Source organism: Stenotrophomonas sp. 78350_Sma, assembly GCF_056482105.1.
In genome coordinates, this window is sequence record NZ_CM151182.1 from 1,121,608 (window position 1) to 1,142,941 (window position 21,334).

Annotated in this window: 24 protein-coding genes; 10 read left to right on the plus strand and 14 right to left on the minus strand. The window is 67.1% G+C overall.

Annotated elements, in window-relative coordinates; translation table 11 throughout:
• Positions 1–28: 28 nt before the first annotated feature.
• Positions 29–463: a redox-sensitive transcriptional activator SoxR gene (soxR, locus tag ACZK4H_RS05130; protein ID WP_099553943.1), complete on the plus strand. Its 435-nt coding sequence runs from the start codon at positions 29–31 to the stop codon at positions 461–463.
• Positions 464–529: 66 nt separating this feature from the next.
• Here the strand turns inward: soxR and ACZK4H_RS05135 are convergent, their stop codons facing one another.
• On the minus strand, positions 530–1,132 hold the full coding sequence (locus ACZK4H_RS05135; RefSeq protein WP_099553946.1) for a short chain dehydrogenase: 603 nt from the start codon (positions 1,130–1,132) through the stop codon (positions 530–532).
• A gap of 98 nt (positions 1,133–1,230) precedes the next feature.
• Here ACZK4H_RS05135 and ACZK4H_RS05140 point away from each other — a divergent pair, with 98 nt between their 5' ends.
• Positions 1,231–2,106, plus strand: coding sequence for a LysR family transcriptional regulator (locus ACZK4H_RS05140; protein ID WP_099553948.1), 876 nt, complete (start codon positions 1,231–1,233; stop codon positions 2,104–2,106).
• A 59-nt stretch (positions 2,107–2,165) separates the two neighbouring features.
• Here the strand turns inward: ACZK4H_RS05140 and proC are convergent, their stop codons facing one another.
• Together proC and ACZK4H_RS05150 are read right to left on the minus strand one after the other, a co-directional pair.
• Positions 2,166–2,987 carry a pyrroline-5-carboxylate reductase gene (gene proC, locus ACZK4H_RS05145; RefSeq protein ID WP_099553950.1) on the minus strand — a complete coding sequence of 274 codons (822 nt, stop codon included), beginning with the start codon at positions 2,985–2,987 and terminating at the stop codon, positions 2,166–2,168.
• 18 nt (positions 2,988–3,005) lie between these two features.
• A complete protein-coding gene (locus ACZK4H_RS05150) occupies positions 3,006–3,683 on the minus strand; it encodes a YggS family pyridoxal phosphate-dependent enzyme (protein ID WP_099553952.1) in 678 nt (225 codons plus the stop codon).
• Between the two features lie 87 nt (positions 3,684–3,770).
• Here ACZK4H_RS05150 and ACZK4H_RS05155 point away from each other — a divergent pair, with 87 nt between their 5' ends.
• The 3 genes from ACZK4H_RS05155 (at position 3,771) to ACZK4H_RS05165 (ending at position 7,156) form a co-directional block, all read left to right on the plus strand.
• On the plus strand, positions 3,771–4,808 hold the full coding sequence (locus ACZK4H_RS05155) for a type IV pilus twitching motility protein PilT (protein ID WP_004147099.1): 1,038 nt from the start codon (positions 3,771–3,773) through the stop codon (positions 4,806–4,808).
• A gap of 79 nt (positions 4,809–4,887) precedes the next feature.
• On the plus strand, positions 4,888–6,051 hold the full coding sequence (locus tag ACZK4H_RS05160; protein WP_049400675.1) for a PilT/PilU family type 4a pilus ATPase: 1,164 nt from the start codon (positions 4,888–4,890) through the stop codon (positions 6,049–6,051).
• Positions 6,052–6,172: 121 nt separating this feature from the next.
• The gene (locus ACZK4H_RS05165; RefSeq protein ID WP_099553954.1) at positions 6,173–7,156 is read left to right on the plus strand and encodes an aldo/keto reductase; all 984 of its coding nucleotides are present in this window, start codon (positions 6,173–6,175) and stop codon (positions 7,154–7,156) included.
• Between the two features lie 59 nt (positions 7,157–7,215).
• Here ACZK4H_RS05165 and ACZK4H_RS05170 read toward each other — a convergent pair whose 3' ends face one another.
• Positions 7,216–8,112, minus strand: a complete 897-nt coding sequence (locus tag ACZK4H_RS05170) for a LysR family transcriptional regulator (protein WP_099553957.1) — start codon at positions 8,110–8,112, stop codon at positions 7,216–7,218.
• A gap of 328 nt (positions 8,113–8,440) precedes the next feature.
• Here ACZK4H_RS05170 and ACZK4H_RS05175 point away from each other — a divergent pair, with 328 nt between their 5' ends.
• Complete coding sequence (locus ACZK4H_RS05175; RefSeq protein ID WP_099553959.1) at positions 8,441–8,653, plus strand: DUF4287 domain-containing protein; 213 nt, start codon at positions 8,441–8,443, stop codon at positions 8,651–8,653.
• A 108-nt stretch (positions 8,654–8,761) separates the two neighbouring features.
• Entirely contained in the window at positions 8,762–9,469 is a 708-nt protein-coding gene (locus tag ACZK4H_RS05180; protein ID WP_099553961.1) for a YitT family protein, read from the plus strand.
• 73 nt (positions 9,470–9,542) lie between these two features.
• Here ACZK4H_RS05180 and ACZK4H_RS05185 read toward each other — a convergent pair whose 3' ends face one another.
• Together ACZK4H_RS05185 and ACZK4H_RS05190 are read right to left on the minus strand one after the other, a co-directional pair.
• Positions 9,543–10,085 carry a DNA-3-methyladenine glycosylase I gene (locus ACZK4H_RS05185; protein WP_099553963.1) on the minus strand — a complete coding sequence of 181 codons (543 nt, stop codon included), beginning with the start codon at positions 10,083–10,085 and terminating at the stop codon, positions 9,543–9,545.
• Positions 10,082–11,869 carry a DUF4153 domain-containing protein gene (locus ACZK4H_RS05190; protein WP_099553965.1) on the minus strand — a complete coding sequence of 596 codons (1,788 nt, stop codon included), beginning with the start codon at positions 11,867–11,869 and terminating at the stop codon, positions 10,082–10,084. The genes ACZK4H_RS05185 and ACZK4H_RS05190 overlap by 4 nt, the downstream gene beginning before the upstream one ends.
• Before the next feature lie 91 nt (positions 11,870–11,960).
• Between ACZK4H_RS05190 and ACZK4H_RS05195 the strand changes: the two genes are divergently transcribed.
• From ACZK4H_RS05195 to ACZK4H_RS05205, 3 genes are read left to right on the plus strand one after another with little or no spacing between them, the layout of a single operon-like run.
• Positions 11,961–12,527: a YqgE/AlgH family protein gene (locus ACZK4H_RS05195; RefSeq protein WP_005408377.1), complete on the plus strand. Its 567-nt coding sequence runs from the start codon at positions 11,961–11,963 to the stop codon at positions 12,525–12,527.
• Positions 12,520–13,014: a Holliday junction resolvase RuvX gene (gene ruvX, locus ACZK4H_RS05200; RefSeq protein WP_099553967.1), complete on the plus strand. Its 495-nt coding sequence runs from the start codon at positions 12,520–12,522 to the stop codon at positions 13,012–13,014. The genes ACZK4H_RS05195 and ruvX overlap by 8 nt, the downstream gene beginning before the upstream one ends.
• Positions 13,015–13,029: 15 nt before the next feature.
• A complete protein-coding gene (locus ACZK4H_RS05205) occupies positions 13,030–13,980 on the plus strand; it encodes an aspartate carbamoyltransferase catalytic subunit (protein WP_099553968.1) in 951 nt (316 codons plus the stop codon).
• Positions 13,981–14,074: 94 nt separating this feature from the next.
• Here ACZK4H_RS05205 and ACZK4H_RS05210 read toward each other — a convergent pair whose 3' ends face one another.
• From ACZK4H_RS05210 to rapZ, 8 genes are all read right to left on the minus strand, one after another.
• Complete coding sequence (locus ACZK4H_RS05210; RefSeq protein ID WP_099553970.1) at positions 14,075–14,566, minus strand: REP-associated tyrosine transposase; 492 nt, start codon at positions 14,564–14,566, stop codon at positions 14,075–14,077.
• 242 nt (positions 14,567–14,808) lie between these two features.
• Entirely contained in the window at positions 14,809–15,624 is an 816-nt protein-coding gene (locus ACZK4H_RS05215; protein ID WP_099553972.1) for a carboxylesterase family protein, read from the minus strand.
• 71 nt (positions 15,625–15,695) lie between these two features.
• Entirely contained in the window at positions 15,696–15,962 is a 267-nt protein-coding gene (locus ACZK4H_RS05220) for a hypothetical protein (RefSeq protein WP_099553974.1), read from the minus strand.
• A gap of 60 nt (positions 15,963–16,022) precedes the next feature.
• Positions 16,023–17,384 carry a magnesium transporter gene (mgtE, locus tag ACZK4H_RS05225; protein WP_005408383.1) on the minus strand — a complete coding sequence of 454 codons (1,362 nt, stop codon included), beginning with the start codon at positions 17,382–17,384 and terminating at the stop codon, positions 16,023–16,025.
• 188 nt (positions 17,385–17,572) lie between these two features.
• Positions 17,573–19,342, minus strand: coding sequence for a phosphoenolpyruvate--protein phosphotransferase (gene ptsP / locus ACZK4H_RS05230; protein WP_099553976.1), 1,770 nt, complete (start codon positions 19,340–19,342; stop codon positions 17,573–17,575).
• Between the two features lie 2 nt (positions 19,343–19,344).
• Entirely contained in the window at positions 19,345–19,614 is a 270-nt protein-coding gene (locus tag ACZK4H_RS05235) for an HPr family phosphocarrier protein (RefSeq protein WP_005408385.1), read from the minus strand.
• Positions 19,607–19,999, minus strand: coding sequence for a PTS sugar transporter subunit IIA (locus tag ACZK4H_RS05240; protein ID WP_014036239.1), 393 nt, complete (start codon positions 19,997–19,999; stop codon positions 19,607–19,609). The genes ACZK4H_RS05235 and ACZK4H_RS05240 overlap by 8 nt, the downstream gene beginning before the upstream one ends.
• Before the next feature lie 431 nt (positions 20,000–20,430).
• Entirely contained in the window at positions 20,431–21,315 is an 885-nt protein-coding gene (rapZ, locus tag ACZK4H_RS05245) for an RNase adapter RapZ (RefSeq protein ID WP_164145902.1), read from the minus strand.
• Positions 21,316–21,334 lie beyond the last annotated feature (19 nt).

The following is a 21,334-nucleotide window of genomic DNA, read 5'->3' on the forward strand; positions in this document are numbered from 1 at the left end:
ACACCTCAACTGTAGTTGAGGTCAAGCAATGGTGTCCCAGGAACTGAGCGTTGGCGAAGTCTCCCAGCGCAGTGGCGTGGCGGTTTCGGCGCTGCACTTCTACGAGCGCAAGGGGCTGATCAGCAGCCTGCGCACTTCGGGCAACCAGCGCCGCTACAGCCGCGACGTGCTGCGCCGGCTGGCGGTGATCCGCGTAGCGCAGCGCGTGGGCATGCCGTTGGAAGCGGTCGGCCGGGCCTTCGAGAGCCTGCCCGACGGCCGCGCACCGACCAAGGCGGATTGGGCCAAGTTGTCCGCGCGCTGGCGCGCCGAGCTGGAGGAGCGCATCCACATGCTGCAGCTGCTGCGCGATGAGCTGACCGGCTGTATCGGCTGCGGCTGCCTGTCGCTGCAGCGCTGCCGCCTGGCCAACCCCGGTGACGTCCTCGGCGAACGCGGCGACGGCCCGATGCGCTGGGAATGAAAAAGGGGACGGAGGGGATTAAGTCGCAAGTGCACAAACGACTTAATCCCCTCCGTCCCCTTTTTCTTACCAGACCGTGATCGTCTCGCCGCTCTGGATGCCTTCCACCGCGCGCTGGTAACCCAGTGCCGCGCGCTGTGCGGTCACCGCTTCGAAGCCCGGGAAGTAGGGGCCGTAGTCGGCCATCGACTCGACCAGCACGTTGGGGCTGATCACGTTGATGCGCAGGCCACGTGGCAGCAGCTCCAGCGCAGCGGCACGCACGAAGCCTTCCAGTGCGGCATTCACTGCGGTGGCGTTGACGCCGTCGCGGATCGGATGCGCGCTGATGATCCCGCTGGTCAGGGTGATCGAACCGCCTGCATTGAGGTGGTGCTGGGCGGCCAGCGCCAACCGCACCTGCCCAAGCAGCTTGTCCTGCAGGCCGAGGTTGAACTGTGCCGGCGTCATCGCCTGCAGCGGGCCGAAGTGCACCGCGCCGGTGGTGGAGATCACCGCATCGACCGGTCCGCTGCGTGCGAACAGGTCGGCAACGCTGGCATCGTCGGTCAGGTCAACGCGCAGTTCGCCACTGTGGCGACCGGCGGCAAGGATCTGGTGATGCTGGCCGAGCTGGCGGGCGACTGCCTGGCCGAGGGTGCCGCTGGCACCGACGAGGAGAATCTTCATGGCCGTTCCTTGAGGAGGGGGATGGGCGCAGTCTGCACCCTCACAAAGGGGTTAGGTAAGGAGCGTATGCTTCGCTGATTCCTAACTCTGGATTAGTAATGGATACGTTGCGCTGCATGCAGGCCTTCGTCGCCGTGGCCGAGCGCGGGAGCTTTGCAGGGGCTGCCGAACAGCTGCAGGTGTCGGCGGTGATGGTCGGCAAGTACATCCAGCAGCTGGAGGCGCATCTGGGCACGGCCTTGCTGCAGCGGAACACCCGCCGCCAACGCCTGACCGAAGCCGGCGGGGCCTACCTGGCCGGTTGCCGGCAGGTGCTGGAGCAGGTGCAGCAGGCCGAGGCGGATGTGGCCGGCCTGCAGGTGCAGCCACGCGGCCTGCTGCGGGTCAGCGCGCCGACCACCTGGGGCAGCTGTGTGCTGGCTCCGCAGCTGGCCACGCTGTTGCGCGCGCAGCCGCAGTTGAACATCGAGCTGGACCTGAGCAACCGCCGCGTGGACCTGATCGAGGATGGTTTCGACGTGGCGATCCGGGTGGGGCCGCTGCCGTCGCAGGAAGTGGTGGCGCGACCGCTGCCGCCGTACGCGATGAGCCTGTGCGCGGCGCCCGCGTACCTGCGCCGGCGCGGCACGCCGCGCACACCCGATGATCTGGAAGGGCACGACTGCCTGAGCCACCTGGCCTGGCGTGGTGGCCACGGCTGGCAGCTGGCCAATGGCGAACAGGTGGATTGGGACGCACGCCTGACCTGCAACGATGGCTTCGCGTTGCGTGAAGCTGCCGTGGCCGGTGCCGGCCTGGTGTTGCAACCGACGGCGTTGCTGGCTGCCGAAATTGCCGCCGGGCGCCTGAAGCCGCTGCTGCGCGGCTACCTGCCCGAACCGCGGCCGATGCACCTGATCTACCTGCCCGACCGCAGGCCGCGCCCGCGGTTGCAGTGCTTCGTTGATTTCGTCATGACCACATTGGGGCGGTGATCATCGGGTAGATGGGGTCAGATCCCTTTGCCTCGGCAAAGGGATCTGACCCCAGGGGATCAATCATTCGCCGCAGACAGTTCCTGTCCACGCACCTGCGCGGCGCGCAGCGCCGTGTCCACCAGCGCCTCGAAGCCACCGGCCTGGAAGCTCTCGATGGCGGCCTGGGTGGTGCCGTTCGGCGAGGTCACGCGGCGGCGCAGCTCGGCCGGGCTCTCACCAGCCTCATCCAGCATGCGCGAGGCACCCAGCAGGGTCTGCACCACCAGCGTGCGCGCGGCGTCGGCCGGCAGGCCCTGGGCGATACCTGCTGCTTCCATCGCTTCGGCCAGCAGGAACACATAGGCCGGTCCGCTGCCGGATACAGCAGTGACCGAATCCATCAGCGGTTCGCTGTCGATCCACACCGTGCGCCCGGCACTGGCCAGCACCTGTTCGGCCTGCGCGTGCTGCTGCGCGTCCACCGAGGGCGTGGCGTACAGGCCGGTCACGCCGGCGCCAAGCAGGGCCGGGGTGTTCGGCATCGCACGCACCACCGGCAGATTGCCGCCCAGCCAGCGTTCCAGCTGCGTGCTGGTGATGCCCGCGGCAATCGATACCACCAGCGGCTGGTTTGCCTGGGCCAGTGCCTGCAGCGACTGGCAGACATCGCGCAGCACCTGCGGCTTCACCGCCAGCAGCCAGGTGCCGCCCTGCGCGGCGGCATCGGCGGCGTTGTCGTGCACCTGCACGCCGAAGTCGGCGGCCAGCGCCTGGCGCAGTTCGGTCACCGGCTCCGCCACGTGGATGTGCACGGCCGGCACGCCCTGGCGGATCAGGCCGGCGATCAGGCTGCGGGCCATGTTGCCGCCGCCGATGAAGGTGATGGAATCAGCTGCCATGGAAGTCTCCTTGGAAAATCAGGCCGGGCGCGGGCGGGCGCCGAACAGGGCGGTGCCGATGCGCACCAGGGTGGCACCCTCGGCGATGGCTTCGGCGTAGTCGCTGCTCATGCCCATCGACAGCGTGTCGACCTGCGCGTGCTGGGCAGCCAGCGACTGGAAAAGTGTGCGCATGCGCACGAATGCATCCCGACGGCGCTCGGCCTCGGGCCATGGCGCGGGAATCGCCATCAGTCCGCGCAGGCGCAGGGTGGGTTCGGCGGCAATCGCGGCGGCCAGTGCATCCACTTCTTCCGGTGCACAGCCATGCTTGCTGGATTCGTCGTCGATGTTGACCTGGATCAGCACGTTCAGCGGGCCGCGCGCGGCCGGGCGATGGCGTGCCAGCGCGGTCACCAGCTTGGGGCGGTCCACGCTCTGCACCCAGTCGAAATGGCTGGCCACGGCATCGGCCTTGTTCGACTGCAGGTGGCCGATCAGGTGCCATTCCAGCGCCAGGTGCTGCAGCGCCTGCATCTTGGCGAGCGCTTCCTGCACGTAGTTCTCGCCGAAGGCGTGCTGGCCTTGTGCGGCCAGCGCGGCCACAGCCTCGGCCGGCTGGGTCTTGGACACCGCCAGCAGGCGTGGATCGGGCCTGCCCGCGCCCTCGGCGGCGGCATGCAGGTTGCTCAGGATCTGGGGCAGGGGAGTGGCCACGTAACGCGTTCCGTTGAATCAGGAGGCTATACTGCCGCCCGGGGAAAGATCCTTCCAGTCGAAGCCGTTATTGGGGAGTAGCCGCTCATGGATATCGCCGAACTGTTGGCGTTTTCCGTAAAGAACAAAGCGTCCGACCTGCACCTGTCCGCAGGCCTGCCGCCGATGATCCGCGTGGACGGCGACGTTCGCCGGATCAACATCCCAGCCCTGGACCACAAGCAGGTCCATGCGCTGGTGTACGACATCATGTCCGACAAGCAGCGCCGCGATTACGAGGAATTCCTCGAAGTGGACTTCTCCTTCGAGATTCCATCGCTGGCGCGCTTCCGAGTGAACGCGTTCAACCAGAACCGCGGTGCCGGTGCGGTGTTCCGTACCATTCCGTCCGAGGTGCTCACCCTCGAGGACCTGGCCTGCCCGCCGCTGTTCCGCGAGGTGATCCAGCAGCCGCAGGGCCTGATCCTGGTGACCGGCCCGACCGGCTCGGGCAAGTCGACCACGCTGGCGGCGATGATCGACTACATCAACAAGAACGAGTACGGCCACATCCTCACCGTCGAGGATCCGATCGAATTCGTGCACACCTCGCAGAAGTGCCTGATCAACCAGCGCGAAGTGCACCGTGACACGCATGGCTTCAATGAAGCGCTGCGCTCGGCACTGCGTGAGGACCCGGACATCATCCTGGTCGGCGAACTTCGCGATCTGGAAACCATCCGCCTGGCGCTGACCGCCGCGGAGACCGGCCATCTGGTGTTCGGCACCCTGCACACCAGTTCGGCGGCCAAGACCATCGACCGCATCATCGACGTATTCCCGGCCGGCGAAAAGCCGATGGTGCGCTCGATGCTGTCCGAATCGCTGCGTGCGGTGATCTCGCAGGCGCTGCTGAAGAAGGTTGGCGGCGGTCGTACCGCAGCGTGGGAAATCATGGTCGGCACCCCGGCCATCCGCAACCTGATCCGCGAGGACAAGGTGGCGCAGATGTACTCGGCCATCCAGACCGGCCAGCAGTACGGCATGATGACCCTGGACCAGCACCTGCAGGACCTGGTCAAGCGCAGCCTGATCACCCGCAACCAGGCCCGCGAGTACGCCAAGGACAAGCGCCTGTTCGAGTAAGGCGGGGCAGCAGCGGGGCGGCGTGCGCCAGTGCGCCGCCGTTCCCGCGCCGTTTCCTCCACCGACCGTTTCCTGGTACATGCCCCATTGGGAGCCCGCCGTGAACACCACCGCGACCACCATCGATTTCACTTCGTTCCTCAAGCTGATGGCGCACCAGCGCGCCTCGGACCTGTTCATCACCGCTGGCATGCCGCCGGCGATGAAGGTCAACGGCAAGATCTCGCCGATCACGCAGACCCCGCTCACGCCGCAGCAGAGCCGCGACCTGGTCCTCAACGTGATGACCCCGGCACAGCGCGAGGAGTTCGAGAAGACCCACGAATGCAACTTCGCCATCGGCCTGTCCGGTGTCGGCCGCTTCCGCGTGAGCTGCTTCTACCAGCGCAACCAGGTCGGCATGGTGCTGCGTCGCATCGAGACGCGCATTCCGACCGTGGAAGAGTTGAGCCTGCCGCCGATCATCAAGACGCTGGCGATGACCAAGCGCGGCATCATCCTGTTCGTCGGTGCCACCGGCACCGGCAAATCGACGTCGCTGGCGGCGATGATCGGCTACCGCAACCAGAATTCGACCGGCCACATCATCACCATCGAAGACCCGATCGAGTTCGTGCACAAGCACGAAGGCTGCATCATCACCCAGCGTGAAGTCGGCATCGATACCGACAGCTGGGAAGCCGCGTTGAAGAACACCCTGCGCCAGGCGCCGGACGTGATCATGATCGGCGAGGTGCGTACCCGCGAAGGCATGGACCACGCCATCGCCTTCGCCGAGACCGGCCACCTGGTGCTGTGCACCCTGCATGCCAACAACGCCAACCAGGCGATGGACCGCATCGTCAACTTCTTCCCGGAAGACCGCCGCAACCAGCTGCTGATGGACCTGTCGCTGAACCTCAAGGGCGTGGTCGCGCAGCAGCTGGTGCCGTCTCCCGATGGCCGTTCGCGCAAGGTTGCCATGGAGATCCTGCTCGGCACGCCGCTGGTGCAGGACTACATCCGCGACGGCGAGATCCACAAGCTGAAGGAAGTGATGAAGGACTCGGTCCAGCTGGGCATGAAGACCTTCGACCAGAGCCTGTTCGAGCTGTACCAGGCCGGCGAGATCAGCTACGAGGACGCGCTGCGCTACGCCGATTCGCAGAACGAGGTACGCCTGCGCATCAAGCTCAGCCAGGGCGGCGACGCCCGCACCCTGTCGCAGGGGCTGGATGGCGTGGAGATCTCGGAGATCCGGTGACCCGGCCGGCAACGGTCGTGACTGGATTGATGAATTCCAGTCATGACCGACTGCCATCCCGTCGGTTCAATCCATCGCCCAAGCGGGCGTATCGTCAGCGCTCCCCCTCTGGAGCACGACGATGCAGACACGTGAACTCGGCCGCAGTGGCCTGAAGGTTTCCGCCCTGGGCCTGGGCTGCATGGGCCTGAGCCATGGCTATGGCCAGCCGGTCGAGCGCAGCCAGGGCATCGCCCTGCTGCAGGCCGCCGTTGAACGCGGCGTGACCTTCTTCGACACCGCCGAGGTGTACGGCCCGTACACCAATGAAGATCTGCTTGGCGAGGCGTTGGCGCCGTACCGCGACACGCTGGTGATCGCCACCAAGTTCGGTTTCAAGGATGCGCGTGTCGACACCGGTTTGGACAGCCGCCCGGAGAACATCCGTGCGGTGGCCGAAGCCAGTCTCAAGCGCCTGCGTACCGACCACATCGACCTGTTCTACCAGCACCGTGTCGACCCGAACGTGCCGATCGAGGACGTGGCCGGCACCGTGCGCGATCTGATCGCCGAGGGCAAGGTCGGCCACTTCGGCCTGTCCGAGGCCAGTGCCGCCACCGTGCGCCGCGCGCACGCGGTGCAGCCGGTGGCTGCCGTGCAGAGCGAGTACTCGCTGTGGTGGCGCGAGCCGGAACGCGAACTGCTGCCGACGCTGCAGGAACTGGGCATCGGCTTCGTGCCGTTCAGCCCGCTCGGCCGCGGTTTCCTGACCGGTGCGATCAACGCCGACACCACCTTCGACGCCAACGACTTCCGCAACACCGTGCCGCGTTTCGAAGTGGAAGCGCGTCGTGCCAACCAGGCGCTGGTGGATCGCATCAGCACGATCGCCGTGGCGCGGGGGGCGACCCCGGCGCAGGTGGCATTGGCCTGGCTGCTGGCGCAGGCGCCGTGGATCGTGCCGATCCCGGGCACCACCAAGGTCCACCGCCTGGAAGAAAACCTGGGCGCGGCCGACCTGCAGCTGGCGCCCGAGGAACTGCAGCGCATCGCGCAGGCGCTGGACGAAGTGTCGATCGTCGGCGAGCGCTATAACCCGCAGCGTGCGGCCCAGGCCAAGGGCTGACCACCAGGTGGGTGCGGATCGCTGGTGGGTGCGGACTGTTGGTCCGCACTCCTCAACCCTCACCCCATCGGCCCACGCAGCGCATCAAGCACCGTGCGCATCGCCACGGTCACGTGGCGGCGCGACGGGTAGTACGCGTAGTAGCCATCGAAGTGCGGGCACCAGTCGTCCAGCACCGACTGCAGGCGGCCCTCGTCCAGCATCGGCTGCACCTGGTCTTCCGGCAGCCAGGCCAGTCCGCTGCCGGCCAGCGCAGCGGCGCGGGTCATGCCCATGGTGTTGAAGGTCCACTGGCCGGACACGCGCACACTGAGTTCGTTGCCGTCCTGGCCGAAATCCCACGGCATCAGCCCGCCATGCGTGGGCAGGCGCAGGGTCACGCAGTTGTGGTCGGCCAGTTCGTCCGGATGCCGTGGCACCACATGCTGGCGGAAGTAGCTGGGTGCGCCGACCACGCGCATGCGCAGCGGCGGGCTGATCGGCACCGCGATCATGTCACGGGCCAGCCGCTCGCCGAGGCGGATGCCGATGTCGTAGCGCTCGGCCACGATGTCGGCCAGCCCGTAGTCGGCCGCCAGTTCCACCTTCAGGTCCGGATACTGCTGAAGCAGCGGCGCCAGCCTCGGCCAGGCGATGTACTCGGCGGCGTGGCCGGTGGCATTGATGCGGATGGTGCCGGCCGGGCGTTCCCGGTACTCGGCCAGTGCGGCCAGCCCATCCTCGATCTCGGCCAGGCGTGGGCCCAGGGTGTCGAGCAGGCGGGCGCCGGCTTCGGTGGTGGACACGCTGCGGGTGGTACGGGTCAGCAGGCGCACGCCGAGGCGCTGTTCCAGGCCGCGCATGGCATGGCTGAGCGCGGACTGGGAGACGCCCAGTTGGGCGGCGGCCTTGGTGAAGCTGCCCTCGCGGGCAACGTGGACGAAGGCCTGCAGGTCGTTGAGATTTTCGCGGGGCATGACGGGATGATACGGCCGGGCTGCGCCCGGCACCTGCTTCAAGCCAAGGCAACGTCAACGTCAAATGCGTGCATCCCGTGGGATGGCGGGGTGGGGCCGGTTGAGGGGAACGCCGTAAATACGTCCATGTAGGCTCGGTCGCCGCATCCATGCGGCTCACGCCCCCTCAACCGGACCCACTCCGCCTTCGACAGTTTCCCGTGAGCTGTTGGAACGGCATTCTGCTTTGGTGGGTGTCGACCGTTGGTCGGCACTGGGTCGGACGTGTGGGTATGTCGATTTCTGCGTCTGTGGTTCGTCGAATGAATGACTTCAACGGGAGCTGCACATGAGCACTGACACCAAGCCCAAGGGCCCGGCCTCGTACTTCCCCTCCATCGAGAAGACCTACGGGCAGCCGGTTGCGCACTGGTTCGGCCTGCTGTCGAAGAAGAAGGGGCTCAAGCACATGGAACTGGTCAGCTTCCTGAAGAGTGAGCACGGCCTGGGCCATGGCCACGCCAACGCGCTGGTGGCGCACCATCTGGCCGGCAAGGGCTGATCGGCAAGGGGGCAAGCAGGGTGGGGCGCATTCAGCTGAACGATTTCATCTGCAACTGTCATGCGGATCGTGTCTAATAGCGCTCCCCACCTGCTGTTCCCCACCCGTATGTCCCTTCCCTCCCATGGCCCCGCGCCGTGCGACGACGCTGACGGCCACCTGGTCACCGCTGGTCCGCTGACCCCGCCGCCGGACAGCGCTGGTACCACCGCCGACGAAAAAGCGCTGCGCCACTCGATCGCCGAGGATGTGCAGGGCATGGTGCTGGCCACGATGGTGGCCTCGCTGGGCCTGGCGATCTTCGCCAAGAGCGGGCTGATGATCGGCGGCATGGCCGGCATGGCCTTCCTGCTGCATTACGCGCTGGACTGGAACTTCGGCGTGGTGTTCGTGCTGGTCAACCTGCCGTTCTACTGGGTGGCGCTGCGGCGCATGGGCTGGGAATTCACCCTGAAGACCTTCGCCGCGGTCACCGCCTGTGGCGTGCTGACCGACCTGCTGCCGCGCTGGATCGACTTCTCGCACATCCACCCGCTGTATTCGGCGATCGTGGGCGGTGCGTTGTCCGGCCTGGGCATCCTGTTCTTCATCCGCCACCGCGCCAGCCTTGGCGGCATCGGCATCCTGGCGGTGTACCTGCAGCGCACCCGTGGCTGGAGCGCGGGCAAGGTGCAGATGTCCTACGACGCCTGCCTGATGGTGGCCGCGTTCTTCGTGTTGTCGCCGTCGAAGGTGCTGTACTCGGCCATCGGCGCGGTGGTGCTCAGCCTGGTGCTGATGTTCAACCACCGCCCGGGCCGTTACATGGGCGTGTGACGATTCGACGGTAGTGCCGGCCGCTGGCCGGCAGCACCTGCAGCATTCCGAGGCTGCCGGCCAGCGGCCGGCACTACCGGGAGGCCTGCAGCCACGGCGGCGACAGCGTCAGCAGCCGCGCATGCACCGGGCAGTCCTCGGCGTGCGCACCGGGCAGGTAGCCCAGGCTCATCAGGAATTCGCCGGTGATCTCGCCGCCGGTGAAGCGGAACGTCTTCCTGAACAGCTTCACCCAGTCGGCCTTGCTGCGCGGATGGTGCGCGTCCAGCCACGCCGCGAAGCTGCCGTGGCTGGCCCGCAGCTGCTGGATCACCTGTGCGTTGTGGATCGCCGCCAGCACCTTCAGCCGGTTGCGGATGATGCCGGCGTCCGAAAGCAGCCGCTCGATGTCCTGCTCGGCATACGCTGCCACCCGGTCCACATCGAAGCCGTCATAGGCCGTGCGGAAGCCCTCGCGCTTCTTCAGGATCGTTTCCCAGCTCAGGCCGGCCTGGTTGATTTCCAGCACCAGCCGCTCGAACAGTTCGCGCTCGTCCCGCTGCGGGAAGCCGTACTCGTTGGCGTGGTAGTAGTCGTGCACCGGATGGCCCGGGGCGATGAGGCAGTAACCGCTCATGGGAAAGACTCGTTGGATTCGGGTTCGGGATCGATGGCCAGCGCAGGGCGCCCGCCGATGGACAGCATCGGCCAGCGTGGCGGTTCGAGAGTGAGCTCGCCATCACGCAGTGCCTGGTTGATCGCTTTGGCCTGGCCGCTCGCGGTGCCGAACAGCGAACCGGCCCGGCGCCAGTGGGTATCACTGCCACGTGCGTACAGCACGCAGTCCGGCCCACGGTGGGTGTACAGCTCGCACAGCAGCACTTCGCCGGTGCCATCGCCGTCCAGGTCGCGATGCACGATCAGGCAGTCGCGCTCGCTCTGGGCGCAGGATTCGCCATTGATCGCGCGCGTGGCCAGTGCCTGCCACCAATCGTCCGGCGGCGAGCTGGATCCCTTGGCCAGCTTCAGCGCACGCTGCAGTGCGGTGACGTCCTGCGGCCCCTTGTCGAGGCGATGGCCGTCGTCCCAGCGTGAGGTACGTGCCAACGCTGCAGCGATCACCTGCGGCGCATTGGCATCGGCGGTGATGGCTGGATCACGCTGCAGCTCGCGCAGCGCCTGCACGCCACGGCGTCCAAGATCGAAGCGCAGCACGTTGACGTCGCTGCTGGTGATCGCCGGCGGGTCCGCGCGCAGCCGCGCCAGCTGGCTGGACAGGGTCAGCCGCACCGGGTCCAGCAGCGGCGAGTTGCCCAGCAATGCCAGTGCCAGTACCGCCCAGCACATCCAGCGGTTGACCGGCTCCAGCATCTGCAACCAGCGGCGCTGCCGGCGCAGCACCGCCAGCGCGTAGCCCACGGCATAGCCGGTCACGGCCAATGCGACGAGTACCGCCCAGAACCGGTCGATGGTCCAGCCGTACTGCGTCACGCGCAGGCCCAGTGCATACAGCGCCAGCGCGGCGTACACCGGCAGCGTCAGCAGGCTGGCCTCGACCAGCCTGCGCAGCACGAGAGGGTAGGGTGCACTGTCATCCCCCTGCTGGTAGACCGCATTGGTGAACGTCACCAGCAGCAGTGACACCACCACCAGCAGGCTGGCGGCCGAACGGGTTTTCCACAGCGGCTCCAGCCCGGTAAGCGGCAGGCTCAGCACGAACAATACGGCGATGAAAGAGAGCAGCGGCAGCAGCCCGCGGCAGATCGCGAACAGCACCTGGCGGGTGATCTGGATCGCGCGGTGCTGGGTGCGCCCAATCAGCACGCCGAAGCCGGCCAGGCTGCCGGTGGCCAGCGCGATGAATGCATCCTGGCGGAACAGATCGCGGAAGACGTTCACGTCCAGCAGCTGGAACAGCGCCGCCCACAGCCACAGCAGCAGCCAGGTCAATCCGGTGAACAGCGTTGCCAGCGCCAGGGTCAGGCCGTTCTGCCAGGCGCGCTCGAACAGCTCGGGGTAGCTGGCGCGCCAGTGCCCGTGCTGCAGCTGGAACTGCCACCAGGGCAGCGCTACGAATACCGCCACGGCAATGCCCAGGGTCAGTGGAAACTGCAGCGCGCTCGACTCCAGCGCGGTCTCGCCAGTGAGGTTCCAGCCGATCCAGGCGGCCAGCGCCAGCACCACCGCCGAGCCGAGCACGGCCTGCAGCCACAGGCGGCGCTGGCCCAGCTCGACCAGGCTCAACGCCACCGCGCTGGGAATGGCCAGCGCCCAGGCGTACCAGCAGTAGCGCCAGCCGATATCGCGGAACGGCCACGCATCGGACAGTTCCTGCGCGGCATACAGCATCAGACCCTGCAGCAGGGCAATCAGGACGATGGCGCTGCGTGCCGGCAGGGTCAGGGGCGATGAAGACTGCATCGATGACCTTCCATGGCAAAGCACCATCCTAGCCCATCGCTGTTCGGCGCCATCGCGCGACCATCCCGCGCCCAGCAGGTAGAATGGGCCCATGCCTGTAACGCCGACCTCCCTTGCCGATCACCTGCTCGTCGCGCTGCCGTCGCTGCTCGACGCGACCTTTGCCCGCAGCGTCGCGCTGATCTGCCAGCACGACGAGAACGGGGCGATGGGCGTGCTGGTCAACCAGCCGTCCGAATACACGCTGGGAGAAGTGCTCGCGCAGATGGACATCACCACCGGTGATGGCGACCTGCAGGCGCGCATGGTGCTCAACGGTGGCCCGGTGCATCCCGAGCGCGGCTTCGTCATCCATGACGACGCGCGGGCGTGGGATTCCAGCCTGACCGTGGGCGACGGCCTGTACCTGACCACTTCGCGCGACATTCTTGAAGCGATGGCGCGCGGCGAAGGCCCGGCCAATGCCGTGGTCACCCTCGGCTGTGCCGGTTGGGGCGCAGGGCAGCTGGAAAGCGAGCTGTCCGAGAACAGCTGGCTGACCGTGCCGGCCGATGCCGAACTGGTGTTCCAGCTGCCGCTGGAGCAGCGCTGGCAGGGTGCGGCCTCGCGCATCGGCGTCGACCTGTTCCGGCTGACCGACTACAGCGGCCATGTCTGAGCCCGTCACGCCCGCGCCGGACCCTGCTGCCCCGGCCATCCGCCGTGACGGCACGGTCCTGGGTTTCGATGTCGGCTCGCGCCGGATCGGCGTGGCCATCGGCAGTGCCTTCGCCGCGCATGCGCGCGCGGTGGCCGTGGTCGATGTGCACGGCAACGGCCCGGACTGGACCGCGATCGAACGCCTGCTCAAGGAATGGAAGCCCGACGGCCTGGTGGTGGGCGACCCGCTGACCCTGGACGGCCAGGACCAGCCCAACCGCAAGCGCGCGCAGGGCTTTGCCCGCCAGCTGCGGGAACGTTTCAAGCTGCCAGTGGTGATGATCGACGAGCGTTCCAGCTCGGTCGAGGCCGCCCGCCGCTTCGCTGTCGAGCGCGCCGAAGGGCGCAAGCGCCGCCGTGATGCGGCCGCCCTCGATGCCGTGGCCGCGGCGGTGATCATCGACCGCTGGCTGTCGTCGCCGGACGACGCCACCCCCATTCCCTGACTGCCGACTCCCGCCATGACTGCCCAGCAAATCGATGCCTCCGGACGCCTGCGCCACCTGTTGACCCTGGAGGGCCTGCCGCGCGAGACCCTGCTGCAGCTGCTTGACCGGGCGGGACAGATCCGCGATGCCGCGGTCGGCCGCGTTGGCAACAAGCGCCACGTGCTGGCCGGTTCGGCGGTGTGCACGCTGTTCTTCGAACCGTCCACGCGCACCCGCAGCTCGTTCCAGTTGGCCGCGCAGCGCCTGGGCGCCGACGTGCTGAACTTCGATGCCTCGACCTCGTCCACGCGCAAGGGCGAAACCGCCTGCGACACCCTGCGCAACCTGGAAGCAATGGGCGTGCGCGGCTTCGTGGTACGCCACCCCGATGACGGCGCCGTGGCCGCACTGGCCGACGCCGCGGGCGAGGGCACCGCGCTGATCAATGCCGGTGACGGCCGCAGTTCGCACCCGACCCAGGGCCTGCTGGACATGCTGACCCTGCGCCAGGCCAAGGGCCCGGATTTCTCGAAGCTGAAGGTGGTGATCGTCGGCGACGTGAAGCACTCGCGCGTGGCCCGCACCGACCTGCACGCGCTGCGTACGCTGGGCGTGGGCGAGATCCGCGTGTGCGGCCCGCAGTCGCTGCTGCCGGACGACGAGACCCTGAAGGGCTGCGTGGTCGGCGATGACTTCGACGCGATGCTGGAAGGCGTCGACGCGCTGATGATGCTGCGCCTGCAGCGCGAGCGCATGGAAGAAGGCCTGGTGCCGTCGCTGGAGCAGTACCACGCCCAGTACGGCCTGACCAATGATCGTCTGGCCCGCGCCGGCAAGGATGCAGCGGTGCTGCACCCGGGCCCGATCAACCGCGGCGTGGAAGTGACCGACGACGTGGCCGACGGCCCGCAGTCGTGGGTACTGCGGCAGGTCGCCAACGGCGTCGCCGTGCGCATGGCCGTGCTGGAAACCCTGCTGGGCTGACCTGCCCTGGTGGGGTAGGTGTCAACCTTGGTTGACACACTCACCGCCCGGTTCGTGCGCGCACTGTTTTGGTAGATGCCAACCTTGGTTGGCACTATCCACCGGTGCTAATGTCATCGGGCAGATCACATGACGCCCCAAGCTCCCATTCGCACCATGCATGGGGATATTGCCCAAGCCGCGTCGTCAGCCCGGCCCTGGTCGGATTTCCCATCAGGTACATCGCATGCCGGTGCAACGATTCGTCAGAGCGGATCGCATGATCGTGATAGCAGGCCTGCCAGAAGCGCCCGACTCGCCCCAGCAATCGGTTTGCCTGCTGGGCTGTGCGCGACTTGAAACGCTTCATGACGGTTTCCAGCGTTCCCGCACGTAGTTCGACTAGCCAGTGGATGTGGTCGGGCATGACCACGTAGGCAATCGAGCGGGTGAAGCCTTCCTGATCCAGTCGCTGGAATTCGCGGACTGCCAAGGCGGCCGCTGCGGCGTTGGTGAAGAGCGGCGCGCGGTCATGGACGACGGTGGTGAGGATATAGCTGAGGCCGATGCTGGAGTGACGGCCGAGCAGGAGACGGGTGTTCTGCATGGAGCAAGCATGGGCGGGCCTGCTTTCAGTGAACATCGGGGAAAGGCTTGGTTTCAGGTAGGCCAGTGCCAACCAAGGTTGGTAACTACCAAAGCAGTCAATGCCAACCAAGGTTGGCAACTACCAAAGCAGTCAATGCCAACCAAGGTTGGCAACTACCAAAGCAGTCAATGCCAACCAAGGTTGGCAACTACCAGAGCAGTCAATGCCAACCAAGGTTGGCAGCTACCAGAAGCTGCGGTTCATCGCTTCTGCGCGAACAGCCAGGCCCACATCGCCGGGTCGGCGTAGGTGGCGTCCCAGGCATTGTGGTTGCCTTCCGGGTACTCGGTATAGCGCACGTCGCGCGCGGTGGCGCTCTGGAAGGCGCTGTGCAGCCGGCGGTCGTCGTCCGGCGGCACCACATCATCGAGTGCGCCGTGGAAGATCCAGATCGGCGTCTGCCGCAGGCGTTGGGCGATCACCGCATACGGATCTGACTCCTGTGCGACCTGCTCGACGAACAGGGTCGGTCGCTTCGCGCGCGGTGCGAACACGGCACCGCATACCGGCACGATCGCGGCAAAACGATGCGGGTCGTCCAGGCCGATGTTCCAGCTGCCGTAACCGCCCATCGACATGCCGGTCAGGTACTGCCGTGCCGGGTCGGCGCCGAACTCGGCGACGATCGCGTCCAGTGCGGCCAGGGCCATGCGGTTGTTGCGCCCGCTCCATTCGGAATGGCGCGGTGCCTGTGGAAACACCACCAGGGCCGGGAAGTCGGGATGCTCGCGCAGATAGGGGCCCAGTCCCGAGTAGGTCTGCTTGACGCCATCGGCGCCGCGCTCGCCCGAGCCATGCAGGAACAGGATGACCGGGGGTCCGCCCTGCGTGGCTGCGCTGCCCGGGGCGGAGGCCCGGACGCCGGCAGGAATGAAGACCTGGTAGTAGGCGGTCTCGCCATCCACCTTCACCGCGCGGCCCTCGAAATGCCCGCGCGCACTGTCCGGCAACGAGGCACAACCGGACATCATCAGTACGGCCAGCAGCGGCAGCCAGCGCGACATCGAACGGACCATGGGACTTCCCGAGGCAGTAGGGTCACCTGCATCGTAGTGCGCGGCGGGTCAACGCAGCATCATGCACCGCGTCACTCCGGCCGAGGAAAGCTGGCGATGATCTCCAACTGCTCCCGTGCTTCGGCATTGCCTTCGGCAGCGGCGGCCTGCACCTGCGCCATGTCCGGGTGCAGTACCACCAGCAGCGGGTTTTCGCAGACCGGGCAGTCGTACTCGGTGGCGTCCTCGTCCAGTTCCATTTCCATGGCGCGCGAGCTGCCCTTCCATTCGCAGGCCGGGCAGGTGTGCTGCTGGTCGCGCCAGCCGGGCTGGAAGTAGTTTTCGATCGTCGTTGCCATGGGTGTTCCAGTTGGGATCCGGGCAGAGCCCGGCGTGGCGGGGATCCGACCCTGCAGGGTTCAGTGCAGCAGCACCAGGGTGGCCAGGCCGAGGAAGGTGAAGAAGCCCATCGAGTCGGTCACGGCGGTCAGGAAGATGCCGCTGGCCAGCGCCGGGTCGAAGCCGAAGCGTTTCAGCGTCAACGGCACCAGCACGCCTGCCAATGCAGCGAACAGGAGGTTGCAGGTCAGTGCGATGGCAATCACTGCGGACAACCCGGGCGAGTGGAACCAGGCCAGCACGATCAGGCCCAGCACCGAACCCAGCATCACGCCGTTCAGCAGCGCGACCCGTACTTCCTTCCACAGCAGGGTGCGGGCATTGGAGGCGCCCACCTGGCCCAGCGCCAGGCCGCGCACCATCAGTGCCAGCACCTGGGTACCGGCGTTGCCGCCGAGGCCGGCGACGATCGGCATCAGCACCGCCAGTGCCACCAGTTTGTCGATGGTGCCTTCGAAATGACCGACCACGCTGGAGGCCAGGAAGGCCGTGCACAGGTTCACCGACAGCCACATCAGGCGACGGCGCATCGCGCGCCAGACCGGGCTGAACAGATCCTCGTCCTCGTCCAGACCGGCGGCGCCCAGCGCCTGGTGCTCGGCCTGGCCGCGGATGATGTCGACCACGTCATCGATGGTGATGCGGCCGATCAGGATGTTGTTGTCGTCCACTACTGGCGCGGAGATCCAGTCATGGTCGGAGAACTGGCGGGCGACTTCCTGGTCGCTCTCGCCGACGTCGATGGCTGGCTGCTCGTCGTCGATCAGGCGGTTGATCGGCGTGGTGTCCTCGTGGGTCACCAGTGCCGCCAGCGACACCCGGCCGAGGTACTGATGGCGGCGGCTGACCACGAACAGGTGGTCGGTGTGGTCGGGCAGTTCACCGCGCAGGCGCAGGTAGCGCAGCACGACGTCGACATTGACGTCGGCGCGCACGGTCACCACGTCCGGGTTCATCAGGCGGCCGGCACTGTCCTCGGGATAGGACAGCACCTGTTCCAGGCGCTCGCGGTTCTCGCGGTCCATCGACTTGAGGACTTCGTCGATGACCGTGTCCGGCAGGTCTTCGACCAGGTCGGCCAGATCGTCGATGTCCAGGTCTTCGACCGCGGCGATGATCTCGTCCGGGTCCATGTCCGCGAGCAGGCTTTCGCGCACGTCGTCGCCGACGTGGACCAGCACCTCGCCATCATCTTCCGGATCGACCAGGCCCCACACCACCTCGCGCTTGCCCGGCGGCAGCGATTCGAGCAGGTTGCCGATCTCGGCCGGGGCCAGGGTGTTGACCAGGCGCCGCACCGGGCCCAGCCGGCCGCTGTCCAGTGCATCGGACAGCATCCGCAGTTGGCGTGCAGTCTTGTCGTGGCGTACAGCTTCAGCCATCGCAGCTCCCGCGGGGATAAGAAAAGCCGCGATCCCGGCAAGGATGCGGCAACAGGGGTGTTCAGCGCGTCATTATCGCAAGGGGATGTTTCACCGGATACCCCGGCGGCAACGAGACGGGGTCAGATCCCTTTTCCCGCGGAAAAGGGATCCGACCCCAGGCGTGCATGCCCGGCGAGCGGGTGGTGTCAGGGCGTATCGGCCACCAGTGCCAGCCAGCGTTCGATCGCGCGGCGGTCGCGCGCGGCCAGCAGCTTGGGTGCGCGTGCACGCAACGTCGCCAGGTCGGCCTCGCGGATCGCGCGGCGTACTTCCAGCAGCGTGCCCGGGTGCAGGCTGAATTCGGTCAGGCCCAGTGCCAGCAGCAGCGGGGTCATCCGTGCATCGCCGGCCATCTCGCCACAGACCGCCACCGGGATGCGGTGGCGCGCGCCGGTCTCGATCACCATCTGCAGCAGCCGCAGCACCGCCGGGTGCAATGGCGAATACAGCTCGCCCAGCGCTTCATTGTTGCGGTCGGCCGCCAGCAGGTACTGCACCAGATCGTTGGTGCCGATCGACAGGAAGTCGACCAGATCGATGAAGCTCTCCAGCGCCAGCGCGGCCGCCGGCACTTCGATCATCGCGCCCAGCGGCACATGGTCGGACACCATGTGGCCTTCGCCGCGCAGCTGTTCGGTCAGCTTGAGCATGCGCCGGCGCACCGCCAGCAGCTCCTCGCGGGTGCTGACCATCGGCACCAGCACCCGCAGCTTTCCGTAGGCCGAGGCGCGCAGGATCGCGCGCAGCTGGGTGTCGGCTACCTTCGGCCGTGCCAGCGACAGGCGTACGCCGCGCAGGCCGAGCGCCGGGTTCTCTTCGTTGCTCAGGGTCAGGCCGGTGCGGTCGGCCTTGTCCGCACCCAGGTCGAGGGTGCGGATGGTCACCGGTCGCCCGCTCATGCCCAGTGCGGCATCGCGGTAGGTCTGGAACTGTTCTTCTTCGTCCGGCAGCTCGTTGCGCTGCAGGAACAGGAATTCGGTGCGGTACAGGCCCAGGCCGTGGGCGCCCAGCGCATGCGCCTGGGTCACGTCCTCCAGCGATTCGGCATTGGCCAGCAGGGCGATGTCGACCTGGTCGCGGGTGCGGCTGGGCTTGCTGCGCAGGCGGCCAAGCTCGCGCTGTTCGCGCGCGTGTTCCTTCAGTCGTGCGCGGTAGTCGCGCAGATTGTCGGCCTGCGGATTGGCGGTGATGCTGCCGTCGGCACCATCGATGATCAGCACGTCGCCATCGGCGATGCGGCTGAGCAGCTGCGGCACGTTGACGATCAGGGGCAGGTGCAGGCTGCGCGCCAGGATCGCGCTGTGCGAGAGCGCGCTGCCGGCGGCGGTGACGATGCCGACCACGCCCTGTGCCTGCAGCTGTGCCAGCTCGGACGGGGCGATGTTATCGCAGACCAGGATTTCCCCGGCCAGGCCTTTCACCGCCGGCGGGCGCTCGGGCTGCAGGAAGGCATGGATGCGGCCGATCACATGGTCGAGGTCGTCCATGCGGCTCTTCAGATAGGCATCGTCCATGCCGTCGAAGACTTTGGCCAGGCGGTCGCGCTGCAGGCGCAATGCATAGCCGGCGCTGTACGGTCCGCTGCGGATCAGTTCGTCCAGGCCATACAGCAGCTCGGGATCGTCCAGCAGCAGCGCATGCAGGTCGAGGAACTCACCCACTTCCTGGTTCAGCGCTCCATGCAGGCGCTGGCGCAGCTCGTGCATCTCCGTGCGTGCGGCATCCAGCGCACGGTGCAGGCGGGCCAGTTCGGCCTCGACCTGGTTGGCGGCAACGCGCTGCTCGGCCACTTCCAATGCATGCGGCAGGCGCACGCGGGCGCGCCCCATTGCCGTGCCGCGGGCGGCACCATGGCCGGCCAGCAGCAGTACCGGCCGTTGGCCGGAAGGGGGCTGGCCGGCGCGTGCGCGTGGCACGCTCAGCTGTCCTCGTCGAAACGGCGTTCGAACAGGCCGACCACCGCCTCCATCGCGGCGGCTTCGTCCTCGCCGTTGATGCGCACCGTGACCGGGGTGCCCTGGCCGGCGGCCAGCAGCATCACGCCCATGATGCTCTTGGCGTTGATCTCACGGCCCTTGGCGGCCATGGTCACGTTGCAGCGGAACGGCGCCAGGGTCTGCACCAGCTTGGCGGTGGCCCGGGCGTGCAGGCCCAGGCGGTTGCTCACGGTGAGTTCTCGTTCAAGCATCGTCGACTATCGCTCCATTACGGGTGCCCGCCGCGGCTGTGGCGGGCAGTTGATCCAGTCCCTGTTCCGGATAATTCATCACCCGCAGCAACATCGGCAGGCTCAGCGCCGACACCCGGCGAACCGGGGTCCCCAGCCGGGCCAGCTGCCCGGCAAGGTTGGCGGGGCTGGCGCCGTACAGGTCGGTCAGGATCAATACGCCTTCACCACTGTCGACCCGCCGCAGAGCGGCCGAGGCGAGCGGGAGCAGGGCGTCCAGGTCTGCGTCGAACGGTACTTCGAAAGCTTCGGTTTTCAGCGGCAATTGCCGCAGGAGCCGGGTCGCCACGTCAAGCAGGGCGGTCCCGACCCCAGGATGTGTTACGAGGAGAATGCCACAGGTCATTACTGCACGTTAACAGGTCAAGGTGAATCGGCGATAGCAGCAGGAGAGGGGCACTGTGTCCCGTATTCAGCGTTGCTCGCGTGGGAGCCCTTTTTCGTTGGAAAAGAGATCCGACCCCATCCGTTTTTCGATGCCTGACAGCGATTCATCCACGCATGGCATGGATCTGCCGTGTCGACCAAGGTCGACACCTACCAACAGTGAAACGACGTGCCGCGATCTGTCCAAGGCGGGGTGGGTCCGGTTGCGGGGGTGTCCGCGGCATGGATGCCGCGGCCAAGCCCCCAGGGATGGGTTTACGGCGTCCCCCGCAACTGGACCCGCCCCGCCATCCCACGGAATGCCGCTTTTGTTGTTGCTGTTGCTGTTGCTGTTGCCGGCCAGCGGCCGGCACTACCGGCGGGTGCCGGGCGCAGCCCGGCCGACCACCCTCAATCCTGTTCGCGGTGGTACGTTGCCACGTCTTCCCAGCCCATCTCGCGGGCGTGGCGTGCCATGCGCTCGGCCAGGAACACCGAGCGGTGCTTGCCGCCGGTGCAGCCGAACGCCACGGTCACATAGCTGCGGGTGCCATCCCCCAGCTTCGGCAGCCAGGTATCGAGAAAGTCCGTCAACTGGGCCAGATAGCGCTGCACATCCGGCTGCGCTTCCAGGTAGTCGCGCACGCCGGGTTCGCGACCGCTCAGCGCACGCAGTTCCGGGTCCCAGTGTGGATTGGGCAGCGCCCGCGCATCGAACACGAAGTCCGCTTCGGCCGGCACGCCGCGCTTGTAGGCGAACGATTCGAACAGCAGCGACAGGCCGGTGGCATGGTCCATCGTGAACTCGGTGATGATCCGGCGCCGCAGCTGGTGCACGTTGAGGTTGCTGGTATCGATCACCGCATCGGCCTCGCGGCGCAGCGGTGCGGTCAACTCGCGTTCGCGGGCGATGGCTTCGGGCAGGGACAGCCCCAGCTGGCTCAACGGATGGCGGCGGCGGGTGTCGGCGTAGCGCTTGAGCAGCGTCTCGTCGCTGGCTTCGAAGAACAGCACCTTCACGTCCACGCCGGCGTCGGCGGCCAGCTGCCGCCAGTCGCCCAGCTGGCTCAGGTCGGCCTGCCCACGCACGTCGATGCCTACGGCCAGCCGGCGCGGTGCACTGCCGCCGCGATTGGCCAGCAGGCTGCGCACGAAGTCCGGCAGCAGGTTGATCGGCAGGTTGTCCGAGCAGTAGTAGTCCTGGTCCTCGAAGGTCTTCAGGGCGACGGATTTACCCGAGCCGGACAGGCCGCTGACGATGATCAGGGTCGGGGCGGAGGGGGTGACGGTGCTCATGGACAGGCTCTTCGTAGGG